15 protein-coding genes and 1 tRNA gene are annotated in these 17,447 nt (G+C 66.8%); 7 read left to right on the forward strand and 9 right to left on the reverse strand.

Features of this window, described 5'->3' with window-relative positions:
- Positions 1 to 35 precede the first annotated feature (35 nt).
- Both ACO2Q5_RS20190 and der read left to right on the forward strand, forming a co-directional pair.
- The gene (locus ACO2Q5_RS20190; protein ID WP_423294402.1) at positions 36 to 1,394 is read left to right on the forward strand and encodes a PQQ-binding-like beta-propeller repeat protein; all 1,359 of its coding nucleotides are present in this window, start codon (positions 36 to 38) and stop codon (positions 1,392 to 1,394) included.
- Between the two features lie 40 nt (positions 1,395 to 1,434).
- The gene (der, locus tag ACO2Q5_RS20195) at positions 1,435 to 2,904 is read left to right on the forward strand and encodes a ribosome biogenesis GTPase Der (protein WP_423294404.1); all 1,470 of its coding nucleotides are present in this window, start codon (positions 1,435 to 1,437) and stop codon (positions 2,902 to 2,904) included.
- Positions 2,905 to 3,016: 112 nt separating this feature from the next.
- Here the strand turns inward: der and ACO2Q5_RS20200 are convergent, their stop codons facing one another.
- Positions 3,017 to 3,715 (reverse strand): hypothetical protein, encoded by a 699-nt coding sequence (locus ACO2Q5_RS20200; RefSeq protein ID WP_423294406.1) that lies wholly within the window; start codon positions 3,713 to 3,715, stop codon positions 3,017 to 3,019.
- Positions 3,716 to 3,941: 226 nt separating this feature from the next.
- The gene (galE, locus tag ACO2Q5_RS20205; RefSeq protein WP_423294408.1) at positions 3,942 to 4,925 is read right to left on the reverse strand and encodes a UDP-glucose 4-epimerase GalE; all 984 of its coding nucleotides are present in this window, start codon (positions 4,923 to 4,925) and stop codon (positions 3,942 to 3,944) included.
- Between the two features lie 403 nt (positions 4,926 to 5,328).
- Here galE and ACO2Q5_RS20210 point away from each other — a divergent pair, with 403 nt between their 5' ends.
- The 4 genes from ACO2Q5_RS20210 to ACO2Q5_RS20225 all read left to right on the forward strand — a co-directional run bounded on the left by ACO2Q5_RS20210 (position 5,329) and on the right by ACO2Q5_RS20225 (position 10,028).
- The gene (locus tag ACO2Q5_RS20210) at positions 5,329 to 6,432 is read left to right on the forward strand and encodes an ABC transporter ATP-binding protein (RefSeq protein WP_423294410.1); all 1,104 of its coding nucleotides are present in this window, start codon (positions 5,329 to 5,331) and stop codon (positions 6,430 to 6,432) included.
- A gap of 181 nt (positions 6,433 to 6,613) precedes the next feature.
- Positions 6,614 to 7,687 carry an ABC transporter substrate-binding protein gene (locus tag ACO2Q5_RS20215; protein WP_423294412.1) on the forward strand — a complete coding sequence of 358 codons (1,074 nt, stop codon included), beginning with the start codon at positions 6,614 to 6,616 and terminating at the stop codon, positions 7,685 to 7,687.
- Between the two features lie 131 nt (positions 7,688 to 7,818).
- Positions 7,819 to 9,078 (forward strand): ABC transporter permease, encoded by a 1,260-nt coding sequence (locus ACO2Q5_RS20220; protein ID WP_423294414.1) that lies wholly within the window; start codon positions 7,819 to 7,821, stop codon positions 9,076 to 9,078.
- An 11-nt stretch (positions 9,079 to 9,089) separates the two neighbouring features.
- Positions 9,090 to 10,028 (forward strand): ABC transporter permease, encoded by a 939-nt coding sequence (locus ACO2Q5_RS20225; protein ID WP_423294416.1) that lies wholly within the window; start codon positions 9,090 to 9,092, stop codon positions 10,026 to 10,028.
- A gap of 56 nt (positions 10,029 to 10,084) precedes the next feature.
- On the opposite strand, the gene ACO2Q5_RS20230 is transcribed toward ACO2Q5_RS20225, so the two are convergent.
- The 7 genes from ACO2Q5_RS20230 to ACO2Q5_RS20260 form a co-directional block, all read right to left on the reverse strand.
- Positions 10,085 to 11,026 (reverse strand): AEC family transporter, encoded by a 942-nt coding sequence (locus ACO2Q5_RS20230; RefSeq protein ID WP_423294418.1) that lies wholly within the window; start codon positions 11,024 to 11,026, stop codon positions 10,085 to 10,087.
- A 120-nt stretch (positions 11,027 to 11,146) separates the two neighbouring features.
- The gene (locus ACO2Q5_RS20235) at positions 11,147 to 11,950 is read right to left on the reverse strand and encodes an MBL fold metallo-hydrolase (protein ID WP_423294420.1); all 804 of its coding nucleotides are present in this window, start codon (positions 11,948 to 11,950) and stop codon (positions 11,147 to 11,149) included.
- On the reverse strand, positions 11,950 to 12,756 hold the full coding sequence (locus ACO2Q5_RS20240; RefSeq protein ID WP_423294422.1) for a TatD family hydrolase: 807 nt from the start codon (positions 12,754 to 12,756) through the stop codon (positions 11,950 to 11,952). Before ACO2Q5_RS20240 ends, ACO2Q5_RS20235 begins: the two co-directional genes overlap by 1 nt.
- On the reverse strand, positions 12,753 to 13,886 hold the full coding sequence (locus ACO2Q5_RS20245) for a DNA polymerase III subunit delta' (RefSeq protein WP_423294424.1): 1,134 nt from the start codon (positions 13,884 to 13,886) through the stop codon (positions 12,753 to 12,755). The genes ACO2Q5_RS20240 and ACO2Q5_RS20245 overlap by 4 nt, the downstream gene beginning before the upstream one ends.
- A 60-nt stretch (positions 13,887 to 13,946) precedes the next feature.
- Positions 13,947 to 14,567: a dTMP kinase gene (gene tmk / locus ACO2Q5_RS20250; RefSeq protein ID WP_423294426.1), complete on the reverse strand. Its 621-nt coding sequence runs from the start codon at positions 14,565 to 14,567 to the stop codon at positions 13,947 to 13,949.
- A gap of 10 nt (positions 14,568 to 14,577) precedes the next feature.
- Positions 14,578 to 15,744, reverse strand: coding sequence for a D-alanyl-D-alanine carboxypeptidase family protein (locus ACO2Q5_RS20255; protein ID WP_423294428.1), 1,167 nt, complete (start codon positions 15,742 to 15,744; stop codon positions 14,578 to 14,580).
- Between the two features lie 8 nt (positions 15,745 to 15,752).
- Positions 15,753 to 16,694, reverse strand: coding sequence for an SPOR domain-containing protein (locus tag ACO2Q5_RS20260; protein ID WP_423294430.1), 942 nt, complete (start codon positions 16,692 to 16,694; stop codon positions 15,753 to 15,755).
- A gap of 406 nt (positions 16,695 to 17,100) precedes the next feature.
- Between ACO2Q5_RS20260 and ACO2Q5_RS20265 the strand changes: the two genes are divergently transcribed.
- Positions 17,101 to 17,188: transfer RNA gene (locus tag ACO2Q5_RS20265), tRNA-Ser, on the forward strand.
- Positions 17,189 to 17,447 lie beyond the last annotated feature (259 nt).

A 17,447-nucleotide genomic window follows, 5' to 3' on the forward strand; every position in this document is an offset into this window, starting at 1 on the left:
AGGGAATGGGGCGGATCGTGAAGCAGGACGCAGGCATGAAACGGCGCATCGGCTGGATTTCCGGCATGGCCCTTGGCGCGGCGCTGCTGGCGGGCTGCGGCGAAAAGGAACTGATCCTTCAGGGCGAACGCTTCCCTGTCCGCGCACCGCTGGAAGACAGCATCCCGACCGAAGGCAATCCCGCGCCGAAGGCCCCGGCCGATGGTGTGGTGCGGCAGTCGAAACCGATCAGCCTGCCGGGCGCGCAGGCCAATGCCGACTGGCCGCAGCGCGGTGGCAACGCCCGTCATGCTGCCCCCCATGCGGCGTTTTCCACGGCGCCGCAGCTGGTCTGGGCGACCGGCATCGGCGCAGGGTCCAGCCGCAAGAACCGCGTCTCGGTGGCGCCTGTCGTGGCGGGCGGCCGCGTCTTCGCCATGGATGCCGGGGCCACGGTTTCGGCGGTGTCGACCGGCGGCGCGCTGTTGTGGCAGGCGGATCTGACCGCGGGATATGACCGGAACGCGGCGGTGATTTCGGGCGGCGGTCTCGCGGCCGAGGGTGGCGTGGTCTATGCCACCACCGGCTATGGCGAAGTCGTTGCGCTTCAGGCTGCCTCGGGCGCGGTGATCTGGCGCCAGCGTGTCGATGCGCCGATGGCGGGTGCCCCTGCGGTGGCGGATGGGGCGGTTTATGTCACCGGGCGCGATGGCGGGGCATGGGCGCTGGATGCGGCCACCGGCCGGGTGAAATGGCAGGTCTTGGGTACCCCCGGAACCGCCGGCTATCTGGGCACTGCGGCACCGACGGTGGCCGACCGGACGGTGATCTTCCCCTCGGGGGCGGGCGATCTGATGGCGGTGCTGAAGATCGGCGGCGGCACCAAGGTCTGGCAGGAATCGCTGGCCGGGCGCCGTCTGGGCCGGGCCTATGGTCTGGCGCAGGATGTGACGGGCGATGCCGCGCTGGTGGGCGGTGTGCTTTACACCGGCACCGCGGCGGGCCGCACCGTGGCGCTGGACTCGGGCTCGGGCGAGAAGATCTGGACCGCGGGCGAAGGCGCGCTTGGACCCCTGGTCGTGGCGGGCGGTTCGGTCTTTCTGGTCAATGACGAGGCGCGGCTGGTGCGGCTGGATGCCGCCACCGGCGATGTGGTCTTCGAGGTCGAGATGCCCTATTTCGAGGCCGAAAAGGTCAAGAAACGCAAGGCGATCACCGCCCATTATGGCCCCGTTCTGGCGGGCGGCCGGGTCTGGGTCGCCTCGGGCGACGGCATCCTGCGCGGCTTTTCCCCGGTGGACGGCAGCCTTGTCGCCACGGCGGAAATTCCCGGCGGCGCGGCCACGCAGCCTGCGGTGGCCGGTGGCACGCTTTACGTCGTTTCCAACAACGGGCAACTTCTGGCTTTCCGCTGAGCGCGCTCTGGTATAAGCCCCCGGGCTTCAGGAGAGACCCATGAGCTTTACCCTCGCCATCGTCGGGCGGCCGAATGTCGGCAAGTCCACGCTGTTCAACCGTCTGGTCGGCAAGAAGCTGGCGCTGGTCGATGACCAGCCCGGCGTGACGCGCGACCTGCGCGAGGGGGACGCCCGCCTCTTCGACCTGCGCTTCACCGTGATCGACACGGCCGGGCTGGAGGAGGTCACGGATGACAGCCTTCAGGGCCGCATGCGGCGCCTGACCGAACGCGCGGTGGAACTGGCGGACATCTGCCTGTTTCTGGTCGATGGCCGGGTGGGGATCACCCCCTCGGATGAGACCTTTGCCGAGATTCTGCGCAAGAAGAACGCCCGCGTCATCGTCGGCGTGAACAAGGCCGAAGGCCGCGCGGGCGAGGGCGGGTTCCTTGAGGCCTATTCGCTGGGTCTGGGCGAACCCCTGCGCCTGTCCGCCGAACACGGCGAAGGGATGGACGATCTCTACGACGTCCTGCGCCCGCTGGAGGGCGAGTTTGCCGAGCGGGAGGCCGAGATCACGCCGGTCACCGACCTCGACATTCCCGAAGACAGCGAGGATGACGGGACCGAGGATGAAAGCTGGCGCCCCTCGGCCCAGAAACCTCTGCAGATCGCCGTGATCGGGCGTCCGAATGCGGGCAAGTCCACGCTGGTGAACCGCATCCTCGGGCAGGATCGCATGTTGACCGGGCCGGAGGCCGGGATCACCCGCGATGCCATCTCGGTCAAGGCGGACTGGATGGGCACGCCGGTGCGGATCTGGGACACGGCCGGGATGCGCAAGAAGGCCCGCGTCACCGAAAAGCTGGAAAAGCTGTCGGTTGCCGATGGCTTGCGCGCCGTGCGCTTTGCCGAGGTGGTCGTGGTCCTTCTGGACAATGACATCCCGTTCGAGACGCAGGATCTGCGCATCGCGGATTTCGCCGAGACCGAGGGCCGCGCCGTGGTCATCGCGGTGAACAAATGGGACCTTGAGGAAGAGCGGCAGGAAAAGCTGGCCGACCTCAAGGAGATGTTCGAACGCCTGCTGCCGCAACTGCGCGGCGCGCCGCTGATCACCGTCTCGGCCAAGACCGGACGGGGGATGGACCGGCTGCACGAGGCGATCCTGCGCGCCCATGCGGTCTGGAACCGCCGGGTGCCGACCAACCGGCTGAACACCTGGCTCTCTGCCATGACCGAGGCGCATCCGCCGCCCGCGCCCGGTGGCCACCGCATCAAGCTGCGCTATATCACACAGGCCAAGACCCGCCCGCCGGGCTTTGTCATCAAATGCTCGCGCCCGGATGAACTGCCGGACAGCTACAAGCGCTATCTGGTCAACGGCTTGCGCGACCATTTCGATATGCCGGGCACGCCGATCCGGCTGTTCCTGCGCGGGCAGGGCGACCAGAACCCGTGGAAGGTGCGGAAGTTCCACACGCCCAGCCGGTTGCGCAAGCATCTGGACAAGCCCGGGCCGGGCTGACCGCCGCTTCGGCCCGAACCCTGGAAGGGGGCGGGTTGAACCCCGCCCTGCGAATGCCGTCTGACGGGCTATGCGCCGCAAGCGGCGGGGCGGGGTTGACCCCGCCGCTGCCTCAGTGCCGGGCGGCCAGCACGGTGACGGCGATCATGGCCACGATCCCCGCCGCGGCGGTCCAGTAGACGGTGGCATTCACCGACCAGTTCGCCACCACAATGCCGATCAGCGCCCAGATCACGCCAAAGCCATAGGGCCAGACCCGGCCCAGCCGCAATTGCACCGTGGCGGCCACCGCCAGCACGGCAAGGATGCAGACCACCGCCGCCGTGGTGTCGGGCAGCCAGCCCAGACCGCCCAGCGTCACGCCGGTCGCCGCACCCGCCGCCGCGGTGACCCAGCCCGCGAACAGCGCGACGGGCGCCATCTGCAGCCAGAACTCGCTCCGCCCGGTGCGGAACACCGCCACCAGCGCCGCCGCCAGCATGACCAGAATGGTCAGCGTTGCCGCCACCGGCTGATCCTCGGCAAAGGCCACCCAGGTCGTCCCCAGCAGCATCGCCGCCATCAGCGCCACCCGCGGCCGGTCCCAACCCGGGTCGGAATGACGCTGCAAAAGGCCATAGCCCGCATGCAGGATCAGCCCGGCATAGATCAGCAGCCAGATCGAAAACGCATAGCCTGCGGGCTGGACCGCGGGGCGCAGAATCTGCACCGGAAAATCTTCGGGGTCGTAGCCGTCGAAACTGGGCAGCATCAGCGGCGTCAGGGCGAAAAGCACGGCTATACACAAGAGAAAGACGGCGCGGACCTTCATGGCATTCCTTCGTTGAGACCGGCGTTGCGACAGGGTGTTCTGACGGGCATCCGGATCAGGGCCCGGCATCCTGCCCGCAAGTATATCAGCAGTCCATTGCCCGGAAACGTGCGGCAAAGCCGCAGGTTCCGTGCGGATCCCATTCCCGGATCCCGATCATCCGCAGCATATCCGCAGTGCGATGCGCCGCCGGGCATCCGGATATCGGGGCGCGGAGGGGGCCGGCCTACCCGGCATAGGGTGGCTTCTGCGTCCAGGCCCAGGCATCGCCGATCATCTGCCGCAGGGTCGACCGCCGCGGCTCCCACCCCAGTTCCTCTGTGGCACGGTCCGAACCGGAGATGAGCGCGGTCGCATCTCCGGCCCGGCGGCCGCCTTCGGTCACCGGAACTTCGCGGTTGGTGACGGCGCGGCTGGCCTCGATCACCTCGCGCACGGTGAAGCCGATGCCGGTGCCCAGATTGAACACCCGGTCACCCTTGCCGTCAAGAAGCCAGCGCAGGCCAAGGACATGCGCCTCGACCAGATCGGTGACATGGACATAATCCCGCACGCAGGTGCCGTCGCGGGTGGCATAATCGCTGCCGAACACGGTCAGCGCCGGGCGCTTGCCCGCCACCGCCTCCAGCATCAGCGGGATCAGATGGGTTTCGGGCCAATGCTGTTCGCCCACCTCGCCCTCAGGGTCGGCCCCCGCCACGTTGAAATAGCGGAAGATCACATGGTTCAGCGGATAGGCCGCGCCGAAATCGCGCAGCATATCCTCGATCGCGCGCTTGGACCCGCCATAGGCGTTGATCGGGCGTTGCGGCGTATCCTCGGTCAGCACCACGCCATCCTGATCGCCATAGGTCGCGCAGGTGGAGGAGAAGACGAAGTTGCGCACGCCCGCGGCCACGGTCGCCTCGATCAGGTTCAGCGCGCCGCCGGTGTTCACCCGCCAGTAAAGCGCCGGGTCCTTCATCGACTCGCCCACAAGGGACAGCGCGGCGAAATGCATCACCGCAACGGGCCGGTGTTCGGCCAGCGCCGCGTCGATGGCGGCACGATCCATCAGGTCGCCCCGGACAAGGGGGCCGAATTTCACCGCCTCGGCCCAGCCGGTGGACAGATTGTCGAAGGCCACGGGCAGAAAACCGGCTTGCGCCAGCGCCTTGCAGGCATGCGATCCGATGTAACCCGCCCCGCCCGTCACCAGAACCCGATCCATCGCACCCTCTTTCCTGACCTTGGCCGATCCTATCGCAGCCCATCCGGAACCGGAAGCTGGGGCCTGTGCGGGCATTGCATGGAATGCAGGCGCTTTTGCCCGAATCTGCGCAAGGCTTGCGCAATGTCACGATGCGGGCGCCGTCCTGATGCGAGTCGTGATCCTCTGTGGCGCCTGCAGGCGGGTCCGAAGCGGCCGGGACCTGCGGGAGAGGGCCTGACAAGCCCGTATCCGCTTGTCGCTTTTCCCGCCATTCCCGTCGCCTCCTGCCGTTTTTCCCGGGTTTGGCAGCCGCAGATTGGGCGCGTTACTTGGGCGTTGCATTGCCGCCCGGCATTTGCCAACGTCGAGGACAACAAGAGCGCAGGAACACCTGCCGGACAGATGACAGGGGAGACGACGGGTGGCGGCTGAAACCCGGAACGACGCATTCGTCGTGTTCGATCACGTGCAGAAAAGCTACGACGGCGAAACGCTGGTCGTGAAGGATCTGAACCTCAATATCGGCAAGGGCGAGTTCCTGACGATGCTTGGGCCGTCGGGATCGGGCAAGACCACCTGCCTGATGATGCTGGCCGGGTTCGAGACGGCCACCCATGGCGAGATCACGCTGGACGGGCGCCCGATCAATCAGGTGCCCCCGCACAAGCGCGGCATCGGCATGGTGTTCCAGAACTATGCCCTGTTCCCGCATATGACGGTGGCAGAGAACCTGTCCTTCCCGCTGGAAGTGCGCGGCATGGGCAAGTCCGAGCGAGAGGCGAAGATCAAGCGCGCGCTGGACATGGTGCAGATGGGCGCCTTCGGGGCCCGCCGCCCGGCGCAGCTTTCGGGCGGGCAGCAGCAGCGCATTGCGCTGGCCCGCGCGCTGGTCTTCGATCCGAAGCTGGTGCTGATGGACGAACCGCTTGGCGCGCTGGACAAACAACTGCGCGAACATATGCAGTTCGAGATCAAGCACCTGCACGAAAGCCTTGGCATCACTGTGGTCTATGTGACCCATGATCAGGGCGAGGCGCTGACCATGTCCGACCGGGTGGCCGTGTTCAACGATGGACGCATCCAGCAGCTGGCCCCTCCCGATGAGTTGTATGAGCGGCCGAAGAACAGCTTCGTCGCCCAGTTCATCGGCGAGAACAACAAGCTGCCGGGCGAGATCGTCGAATTCGACGACACCTCGGCCAAGGTGAGGCTGACCACGGGCGAGGTGATCGTTGCCACGCCGGTGAACATCCGCGGCACCGGGCAGAAGGTGCTGGTCTCGATCCGGCCCGAACGGGTGGAGTTCAAGCCCGATATGATCCCCGCGGGCGTGCCCACGCTGGAGGCCGAGGTTCTGGAGGTCATCTATATGGGGGACATCCTGCGCACCCGCATGCGGGTGGCCGGAACCGATGATTTCGTGATGAAATGCCGCAATACGCTGGGACAGACGAAATTATCGCCCGGCGAAAAGATCAGGGTGGGCTGGTATCCGCAGGATGCCCGCGCGCTGGATCTGATCTGACCGCCGCGGCCCCGGGCTCAGGGGAGCATGGGGAAGGGGCGGACGACCGGGGCGGACAGAACTCCGGCGATTGTGCCTGACGACATCTGCGGGGGTTGCTATCCTGAAAATCCGGACCCGACGCGGCCTCCGCGTCCGGTCACCGCAAAGACCAGACAATGACAACAGGGAGACTGCACCAATGAAAAAAATTCTGGCTCTGACCACCGCGCTCTGCGCCTTTGGCGCGGCCGCGCAGGCCGAAGTCATCGTGATGTCCTGGGGCGGCGCCTATGGCGCGGCGCAGACCGAGGCGCATCTGAAACCCTTCACCGCGGCCACCGGCATCCCCACCACCATGGTGGACAGCGACAACCCCGCAACCCCCATCAAGGCGATGGTCGAGGCGGGCAATGTCACCGTGGACGTGGCTTCGCTGGAATATGCCGATGCGATCCGTCTGTGTGACGAAGGCCTGCTGGAGCCGATCAGCATCGACGACCTGCCTGCCGGTTCCGATGGCGTGGCGGCTTCGGAAGACTTCATTCCCGGTGCGGTGACCGAATGCGCCGTCTCGACCGACATCTGGTCGAACATCTTTGCCTATGACAGCAGCAAGTTCACCGGCGAAGTCCCCACCACCGTGGCCGATTTCTTCGACACCGCCAAATTCCCCGGCAAGCGCGGCCTGAAGAAGGGCGCCAAGGCCGTTCTGGAATTCGCGCTGATGGGTGACGGCGTTCCCGCCTCGGAAGTCTATGCCACGCTTTCGACCCCCGAAGGTCTGGACCGCGCCTTTGCCAAGCTGGACACGATCAAGGGCGATATCGTCTGGTGGGAAGCCGGTGCGCAGCCGCCGCAACTGTTGGCCGATGGTGAAGTCGTGATGACCACCGCCTACAACGGCCGGATCTTCGCCGCCGCCGTGGGCGAGGGCAAGCCGTTCCAGATCGTCTGGGATGGCCAGATCTACGAAAACGAAATGTATGCGATCCCGAAGGGCGCCCCCCATCTGGCCGATGCGATGGAGTTCATCAAGTTCTCCACCTCGACCGAAGGGCTGGCGGCTTCGGCCACGCAGATTTCTTACGGCCCGGCGCGCAAATCGTCGATGCTGAACGAGATCATCTACAAGGACGGCAAGACGGTGATGGCGCCGCATCTGCCGACCGCGCCGGAAAACATGACCAATGCGCTGGAATCCTCGTTCGAATTCTGGGTCGACAAGGACTCGGAACTGAACGAGCGCTTCAACGCCTGGCTGGCGTCGAACTGATCTGACGGCGGGCCGCGGCGGGACTGCCGCGGCCCGTTCCTCTTCGGGCCGGCCCTTCCGGCGCTGCGCCCGGTTTTTCAGGCCCCTTTTCTGGCCCCGGCTTCTGGCCCGCCGCCGCGAGACGACCGCAGATGACAGACCTGACCGCCGATGCGCCCGTGCCGGGTGCGCTCAAGACCATGGACGGCCGTCCGCTGAAGGCCGCGCTTCTGCGCGCGCAGGCCCGCAGCAAGCGCCGCGCCTTCCTTCTGGTGGCGCCGCTTCTGCTGTTCGTCATCCTGACCTTCGTGATCCCGATCGGACAGATGCTGTTCCGCTCGGTCCATCACGACGGGTTTTCCAAGAACGCGCCCGCCGTCTCGGCCTGGCTCTTGGAGAATGACGGTGCCCCGGATGAGGCGGCCTATGCCGCGCTGGCCGAGGATTTCAAGGCGATGCAGGCGGCAAAGACCGCGGGCGAGGCCGGAACGCGGATCAACTATACCCTGCCGGAAAGCCGGTCCCTGTTCACCAAGACGGTCAGGAGCGCCGATGACCTTGCACCGCCCTACAGAGAGGCCTTTCTGGCCGTCGATGCCAAATGGGGTGATCCGCTGGTCTGGCAGGCGATGCGGTCCTCGGCCTCCCCGCTGACGACCGATTTCTACGTGGCCAGCGTCGATGCCAAGCGCACCGCCGATGGCGGGATCGAGCGGGTGCCCGAGAACCAGCGGATCTATGTCTATCTTTTCGTGAAGACCTTTGTCCTGTCAGCGCTGATCACCTTCATCTGCCTGCTGCTGGCCTTTCCGGTGGCGCATATGCTGGCCACGCTGCCGATGGCCAAGGCCAATCTGCTGATGATCCTTGTGCTCTTGCCGTTCTGGACCTCGCTTCTGGTGCGGACCACCAGCTGGATCGTGCTGTTGCAGGGGCAGGGGGTGGTGAATTCCACGCTGGTGGCCCTTGGCATCATCGGGGATGATGGCCGGCTTTCGATGATCTACAACCAGACCGGCACGATCATCGTCATGGTGCATATCCTGCTGCCCTTCATGATCCTGCCGCTTTATTCGGTGATGCGGGTGATCCCGCCCAGCTATGCCCGCGCCGCGCGCAGCCTTGGCGCCACCAGCTGGACCACCTTTCGCCGGATCTATCTGCCGCAGACCCTGCCGGGGATGGGCGCGGGGGCCATGCTCGTCTTCATCCTGGCCGTGGGCTATTACATCACCCCCGCGCTGGTGGGCGGGGCGGACGGTCAACTCTTCTCGAACATGATCCAGTTCCACATGTCGAAATCGAACTGGTCGATGGCAGCCGCGCTGTCGGCGATGCTCTTGGCGGGGGTGCTGGTGCTCTACTGGCTGTATGACCGCCTGGTCGGCATCGACAATCTGAAACTCGGCTGAGGAGAACCGCCATGGCCCTGCCGACCTATGCCGATCCGCTGGAGCGTCTGTGGTACTGGACCTATGTCGTCCTGTGCACCGTGATCTTTATCTTCCTGATCGCGCCGATCCTTGTGGTCATCCCGTTGTCTTTCAACGCGGAGCCCTATTTCACCTTTACGCCGAAGATGCTGGCCTTCGACCCCGAGGGCTATTCCCTGCGCTGGTATGACAGCCTGCTGACCGTGGGGATGCAGGCGCCGGATGCCGAGCGCGGCAGCGCCTGGATGTCGGATATGTGGGCCAATGCGGCCTGGGTGAAGGCGGCGAAGAATTCGGTCATCATCGGGTTCTGGGCGACGATTCTGGCCACCGTTCTGGGCACGCTGGCGGCGCTTGGCCTGTCCCGCCCCGAGATGCCGTTCCGGCGGGTGGTCATGGCGATCCTGATCTCGCCCATGATCGTGCCGATCATCATCATCGCGACGGGGATGTTCTTCTTCTACTCCAATCCCTGCGGGCTGATCGGGGTCAGCTGCGGGCGGCTGACCTCCACCTATACCGGCGTCGTCATGGCGCATGCGATGCTGGGCATTCCGTTTGTCATCATCACCGTGACGGCCACGCTCTCGGGCTTTGACCAGTCGCTGATCCGCGCCTCGGCCAGTCTGGGGGCCAATCCGCGGACGACCTTCTTCAAGGTCATCATGCCGCTGATCCTTCCGGGCGTGGTGTCGGGCGCGCTGTTCGCCTTCGTCACCTCCTTCGATGAGGTGGTGGCGGTGCTGTTCATCGCCGGTCCCGATCAGCAGACCATTCCGCGGCAGATGTGGAACGGCATCCGCGAGGCGATCAGCCCGGCCATTCTGGCGGTGGCGACGATCCTTGTGGTGATCTCCATCGCTCTGCTGGCGACGGTAGAGCTGCTGCGACGCCGGTCGGACCGGCTGCGCGGCGTGACCGGGCGCTAGGCTTTCCGGCTGGAAACACCGAAAGGGGCCTGCCGGAGGGCGGGCCCCTTTCGCGTTCAGGGCAGGATCTGCAGCCAGACCCAGATCGTCACGATCGAGGCGGCGGTGGCGATCAGGACGGCTGAGGCATTCACCCGCCGCGCCCGCCCGTACATGTCGGCAAAGAGATAGGCATTGACCCCCGGCGCCATGGCCGCCGTCACCACGGCCGAGCGCAGTTGCGGCGTGCTGAGGTCAAAGACGAAATGCCCCAGCCCGTAGACGATGGCCGGGTGCACGAGGATCGACATCGCCACCACCATGGCGATGGTCTTCATATCGCCCTCGGGCCGGTAGCGCAGCAGGATGCCGCCCAGCCCGAACAAAGCCGCGGGCACCGCCGCGCGCACCAGCATGTCCAGCCCGCCGGTCAGGAAGCCCGGCAGCGGCAGGCCGGTCAGGTTCACCGCCAGCCCCGACATCACGCCGATCACCAAGGGCTGACGCACGATCCCTTTGCCGATGCTGGCCAGCAGGCTGCCGAAATGGCCCGGCGGGCGCCCGCGGCTTTTCGCCAGTTCCATCGCCACGATGCCGAAAGTGTAGAACAGCGGCGAATGCAGGGCGATGATGGTGAAATTGCCCGCCAGCGCCTCGGCCCCATAGGCGCGCTCGGTGATCGGCACCCCCAACAGAAGCGAGTTGGAGAACAGGCAGGCAAAGCCAATGGCCACCGCATCCTCGGGCCCGCGGCCGAAGATGTGGCGGGCGGAGAGATAGCCGAGCGCGAAGGCGGTGAAGGCGCCGATGTAGAAGGACAGGAACAGCCCGATCTCGGCATCGGCGCCAAGGTCCACCTGGCTGACCCCGCGGAACAGCATGCAGGGCACCGCATAGGTCTGGGCGAATTTCATCACCCCGTCCACCGCCGTGGGGCCGAAGCCCATCCAGCGCGCGGCGGCATAGCCTGCGCCGATGACAAGGAAGACCGGCAGGATGACGTCGAGAAGTGCATTCATGGGCGGGAGGAGCCCCTTCTGTGGTCGGGTTCTGTGCCGCGCCCGCCCCGGGGGTTTCACACCCCCGGACCCCCGTGGGATATTTGTGCAAACTGGAAAGGAGGGCAGTGCGGCGAAGGGTCAGTCGGGAAGGTCGTGGTCGATCACCATGCCGTCATAGGCCGGACGGATATGGGGCGGCAGTTCGTCCGTCAGCGTGGCATGGTCAAGGTCGATATGCATGTTGGTCAGCACGGCGCGGGCGGGTTGCGCGCGGGCGATCCATTGAAGCGTCAGGTCCAGATGGGCATGGGTCGGATGCGGCTTGCGGCGCAGGGCATCGACGATCCAGACCTCCAGCCCGTCGAGATGCGGCCAGCTTTCCGGCGGGATCGCCACGGCATCGGGCAGATAGGCCAGCCCGCCGATGCGGAAGCCAAGCGCGTCCATCGACCCGTGCTCGGCCCGGAACGGCTGGAACGGGATCGGGCCGCCGGGGCCGTCGATCCGGAAGGCGCCGTGGATCGTGTGCAGGTTCAGGATCGGCGGATAGGGGCTGCCCGCGGGCTGCACGAAGGCATAGCCGAAGCGCGACAGCAGCGCCTCCTGCGTGGGGCCATCGGCCCAGACCGGCAGGCGGGCGCCGGTCAGGAACACCACCTGCCGCAGATCGTCGATCCCGTGGACATGATCGGCGTGGGAATGGGTATAGACGACGGCATCCAGCCGGGTGACGCCTGCCTCCAAGAGCTGGTCGCGCAGGTCGGGCGAGGTGTCGATCAGCACCGTGGTCGTGCCGCCGGGGCCGGTGCGTTCCACCAGAAGCGAGCAGCGGCGGCGGCGGTTCTTCGGGTTCGCCGGGTCGCAGTCGCCCCAGAGCCCGCCGATCCGCGGCACCCCGCCGGAGGAGCCGCAGCCAAGGATGGTGACGCGCAGCCCCGCCATCACGCGGCCTGTGTCGCGGCGGCGGCGCGCGGGAACAGCCGGTCGAAATTCGCGCTGGTGGCGGCGGCGAATTCGGCCTCGGTCAGGCCGAAAAGCCCGGCGCCGACGCGCGCGGTATGGGCGACATGGGCAGGTTCATTGCGCCGTCCGCGGAACGGGACCGGCGCCAGATAGGGGCTGTCGGTTTCCACAAGGATGCGGTCCAGCGGCGTGGCGGAAAAGATGTCGCGCAGGTCCTGCGATTTGGGGAAGGTCGCGATGCCGGACATCGACAGGTAGAAGCCCATCTCCAGCGCTGCCCGCGCTAGCCGTGCGCCGCTGGAGAAGCAATGCATCACGCAGGAGAACGGCGCTTCTTTCATCCCTTCGGACAGGATCTGCTCCATCTCCTTGTCAGCGCGGCGGGCGTGGATCACCAGCGGCAGGCCGGTTTCCTGTGCGGCGCGGATATGGATGCGGAGCGAATTGCGCTGCACCTCGGCGCTGTCGAAGCTGTAATGGTAGTCCAGCCCGGTTTCGCCGATGCCGACGAATTTCGGGGCCTGCGACAGGGCGACCAGCTGATCGACCGTGACCGGGGCCTCGTCGGCAACGCTCATCGGATGGACGCCGAAGGTGTAGAACACCCCTTCATGCGCCTCGGCGATGGCGCGGACCTTGGGCAGGCTGCCGATCCGGGTGCAGATGGTGACCATCCGCGTAACGCCCGCCGCACGGGCGCGGGCGATCAGATCATCCACCTCGCCCTCGAAATCGGGGAAGTCGAGGTGGCAGTGGCTGTCAACAAGCTGGGGGAGCATGGTCATCCGGGGCCGATCCGGCCCGCCGTCGCGTCAATCCTCAGGAGGGTATCCATGAGAAGCGCGGCATGGTCAAGGTTCACGGCCCGTCCGCGGCGCGCGCGTTGTGTCAGCGTCTGCGCCAGATCGGCCCAGGCCCGGGCCGATGCCTGATCCGGGGCAAGCCGGGCGAAAACCGCCGCTTCGTTGGGCGCGGCTTCGGGCGGGGTTTCGCGCCGGGCGGCGGCACGGGCAAGGCGCGACAGAAAGAGGTCGATCTGGGTCAGGATCAGGTCGAAGCGGTCCTCGGCCCCGCGGGCGGCCGCGGCTTCGGAGAGGGCAAGGGCGGCGGGACGGTTCAGGCCGGGCAGGGTGCCGAACAGGTCGATCAGGGTGCGGTAGCTTTCCAGACCCTGAAGATTGGTCAGCCGGAACGCCTCGCCCACCGAACCGCCGGCCAGTTCCGCCAGCGCGGTACGGTCTTCGGGGGCGATGTCGCCGCCCGCCTGCACCAGCGCATCGGACAGGTCGTCGGCCGACAGGGGCGCCAGCCGCAATTCCCGGCAGCGCGAGCGGATGGTGGGCAGAAGCCGCGCGGGCTGATGCGAGATCAGCAGGAAGACCGCACCGGCGGGCGGTTCTTCCAGCAGTTTCAGCAGCGCGTTTGCGGCGTTGGGGTTCATCTCATCGACCGAGTCGATGATGGCGACGCGGGTACCGCCATCCGCCGCGGACAGCGCGAAGAAGGATTTGAGCCGCCGCGCCTCATCCACGGTGATGACCTGCGACAGGGCGGTGCCCTTGTCATTGGCCGCGCGGCGGAGGAGGAACAGCCGCGGCTCGCCCAGTGCGCGCATGCGGCGGGCAAGGGGCGTGTCGGCGGGCGTCTCCAGCGTCTCCGGCAAAGCGGGTTCGCCGGACAGCCCGCCCTCGGGCGGCGGGGACAGCAGGAAGCGCGCGATCTTCCACGCCAGCGTGGCCTTGCCCACCCCGCGCGGGCCGGTCATCAGCCAGGCGTGATGCAGACGCCCGCCGGTGAAGGCTTTCAGGAAATCATCCTCGGCCGCCTCTTGCCCGAACAGCGTTCCGGTGTCGCGCGGATGCGGTGCACCGGGGGTGCGGTCGGGTTCGGGCAGGGTATCGGAACTGTCGGCCATGGGCGGCAGATTGCACGGGAAGGGGGGCAGGGGAAAGGGCGGAACGCCCGGGGCCGCCGGTCAGCGCAGGGCGGGCAGGACCACGTCCAGCACCACGGCGGCCACCGTTTCGGGTGGCTGGTCGGCGTCGATCCGGCGGAAGCGGGTGGGAAAGCGGTCGGCCAGCGCCAGAAACCCGGCGCGGGCGCGGGTCTGGAACGCCAGCCCCATATCCTCGAACCGCATCTCGGCCCCGGCGCGGGCCTGCGCACGGCCAAGCCCCACCTCGGGCGCAAGGTCGAAGAGCAGCGTCAGATCCGGCTCCACCCCGATCATCAGATCGTGCAGACGGTCCACCGTGGCGCTCAGATCGCCACGGGTGATGCCCTGAAAGATGCGGGTGGAATCGGCGAAACGGTCGCAGATCACCACCTCGCCGCGCGCCAAAGCGGGACGGATGGTCTTTTCCAGATGGTCGCGCCGGGCGGCGGTGAAGAGCAGGATCTCCGTCTCTGCCGACCAGCGGTCGGTTGCGCCTTCCAGCACCAGCCGACGGATTTCTTCGGCCCCCGGGCTGCCCCCGGGTTCCCGCGTCAGGGTCACGGTATGGCCAAGGTCGCGCAGGGCCTGTGCCAGAAGGCGGCCCTGCGTGCTTTTGCCAGAACCGTCGATGCCTTCCAGCGAGAGAAAGAGGCCGGTCATGTGCAGGGGATCAGGTGGCGGGCGCGGCATCGCCGGCGACGTAGGTCTGCCACAGCACACCGGCCGCCGTGGTCAACCGCTTCAGGAACCCGGCCTTGGTCACGGCGGTTTCCGCCACCAAGGGCACCCGGTGATCCGGCAGGCCGGGCACCTTGACCACAAGTTCCGCCACGGCGGCCCCCGCCTCGACCGGGGCGAGCAGCGGGCCTTTGTAGATCACCTCAGCCTGGACCTGTTCCTGCACCAGCGCGGGCACCAGAAGCGTCAGGTCCTTTGCCGGGACAAGGCCGACCGTCTCGGCCCCGCCCATGAACACCTCGGCCTCAGCCACACGGGTGCCGGTTGTCGCCACGGTTTTCATGGTGAACTGGCGGAAGGCCCAGGACACGATCCGTTCAGCCTCTTCGGCGCGGGCCTTGTCCGACGGCAGGCCGGTGATGGCAAAGATCACCCTGCGGTCGCCCTGCACGGCCGAGCCGACAAGGCCATAGCCCGCCTCCTGGGTGTGGCCGGTCTTCAGCCCGTCCGCGCCGATGCCCAGCTTCAGCAGAGGATTGCGGTTGAAACGGTTGTCGGGAGAGCGGTCCATGTACATGTATTCGGTCTCGGAAAACACCGGGTAATATTCCGGGAATTCCTCGATCAGGCGCAGGGCAAGCGTGCCAAGGTCGCGCATCGACATGCGGTGGTTCGGGTCCGGCCAACCGCTGGCATTGGCAAAGGTGGAGGCGGTCATCCCAAGCGCGCGGGCGCGTTCCGTCATCATTGCGGAAAACGCATCCTCGCTGCCGGCCAGCCCCTCGGCCACCACGACACATGCATCGTTGCCGGAATTCACGATCATGCCGTGGATAAGATCCTCGACCCGCGGCCGGTCATTGTGCTGCAGCATCATGGTCGATCCGCCGCGGCGCGTCATCTCGACCGCGCGGTCCGAGACGGCAAAGGTGGTGTCCATGGTCACCCGGCCATCGCGCAACGCCTCGAACAGCATGTTGATGGTCATCAGCTTCGACATGCTGGCCGGGGGCAGCGGCTGATCGGCGTTCTTGTCCATCAGCACGGTATGCGTGGTGACATCATAGACCCATGCGGCGGTGGCCTGCGTTTCAAAGGCAGAGGCCGGGGCCAGCGACAGGATCAGAAGGCAGAACGCACGGTGCAGTGAACGGAACATCGTTCCTCCTATTTCAGCATATAGGCGTCGGCGAAACCGGCCGCCTTGATCTTCTTCAGAAGCGCGGCATCCCCGCGGGCGAAGACGGACCAGTAATCCTTGCCCTGCGACTGCTCCTTGCGGATTTCGGCTGCAACGCCTGCCTTGGACAGCTGGTCGCGTGCGCGGGTGGCATTGGCCTCGACCGAGAAGAAGCCGATCTGGATCGGCCGTCCGCCGGTGGCCTTGGGCGGTTCGGCGGCGGGCTTTGTGGGGGCTGCTGCGGGTTTTGCCGCAGATGCAGGGGCAGGGGCCGCGGCGATGGCGGCACCGGCGACGGCGGCCGTCTCGGACGGCGATTTCGCCGCGGGCTTGGCGCCGGCCTTCGGCGCGTCCAGTGCCGCGGTGGTCACGCCGCCCGCGTCAATGGCGCCCGGCGTGGCGGGCAGCGCCTCGGCCGTGTCCAGAACCGGGGTTGCGGGCAGGGTCTCGGGCGCCTCTTCCCGGCGCAAGGCAGTGACCGAAATCCTGCCGGGCTGCCCGGCCAGCAGGCCAAGCGCCTCGGCCGCGTCGGAAGAGATCTGCAGGCTGGGACCGGGATTGTCCACTTCGCGCCGGAACAGGGCGCCAATGACGAACTTGCCGTTCGCGGGATTGCGCATGATGACCCGCTCCGGGTCGGTGGCTTTGGAGGAGGCGACCCAGACCCCGCCCAGTGAGGGGCGGCCGTCCCAAAGCGCCTGATCGGTCACCTGAAACACCTGCGGCGCCTCGACATCGCGGTCCACGATCCGGGTGGATTTCTGGGGCTTAGGCGCGGTCTCGGTCTTGTCTCCGCCGCCGAAGGGCGAGGTGCCCGGCTGGCAGGCGGCCAGCGCAAATCCTGCGGCCAAGATCGCCACGGCCAGACCCGCCCTGCGCGCCGCGCCCTGGGGACGCACGTTTCCTGCCGCCATCGCTGCATTGTCCATCTCTCGCCCTCGTCCCGCGCGATCGTTTGCCGCCGCGCCTTTGTTCTGTTTGTTCTGCCCGCCCCGACCCGGCGGCCCGCCCGAGGCCCCGGGGATCGTCCGGAATTTCGCGGCAGCATACCGGCTGCGCCCGGCCATGGAAAGGGAAGAGGCGCAGCACCGCGTTCACGTTGCGCGGAAATCCCGCCGCCGTGCCCTTTCGGAATCACCCCCGCGCCGGTGCAGGCACCGATCAGGGCGCCCGGGCGGGTGTATCGGCGGTCGGGGGCGGCAGGGGGCAGGACCGGTTGCCGGCAGACAGGCGCGGATCCCCTGCATTGCCCCGCGCGAGGAGGGCTTTACCCCGCCGGCCCACCTGCGTAGAACGGGCCATCCGCCGCGGCCCGCCAAGGCCCCGGCAGAGAGCGGAAGCGTGGCCGAGTGGTTGATGGCACTGGTCTTGAAAACCAGCGACCCGCAAGGGTTCGTGGGTTCGAATCCCACCGCTTCCGCCACTTTGTTCAAAGATAGATCATTGAAATAAAACAGAAAAATCGAAGATTTCAATCTTCTGATCCGCCGCTTTGTGACACATTTCGCCCACAAAACGTAACACAGTCGTCTGTTGCACGGTTCGCGCGTTGCGGGGCTCTGTTGCACAAATCGCCTGAGGTCCAGAATTCCCCTTTCCCCAAGGCGGACTTATGCCACGACTTGCGTGACGGGTGTTCCGAGGACGGTAAAGACGTTCAGGACCGCGACACGGACCTGGAA

Origin of the sequence: Neotabrizicola sp. VNH66 (assembly GCF_049445895.1) — a bacterium.
In the GTDB taxonomy this organism is placed as follows: Bacteria; Pseudomonadota; Alphaproteobacteria; order Rhodobacterales; family Rhodobacteraceae; genus Pseudogemmobacter.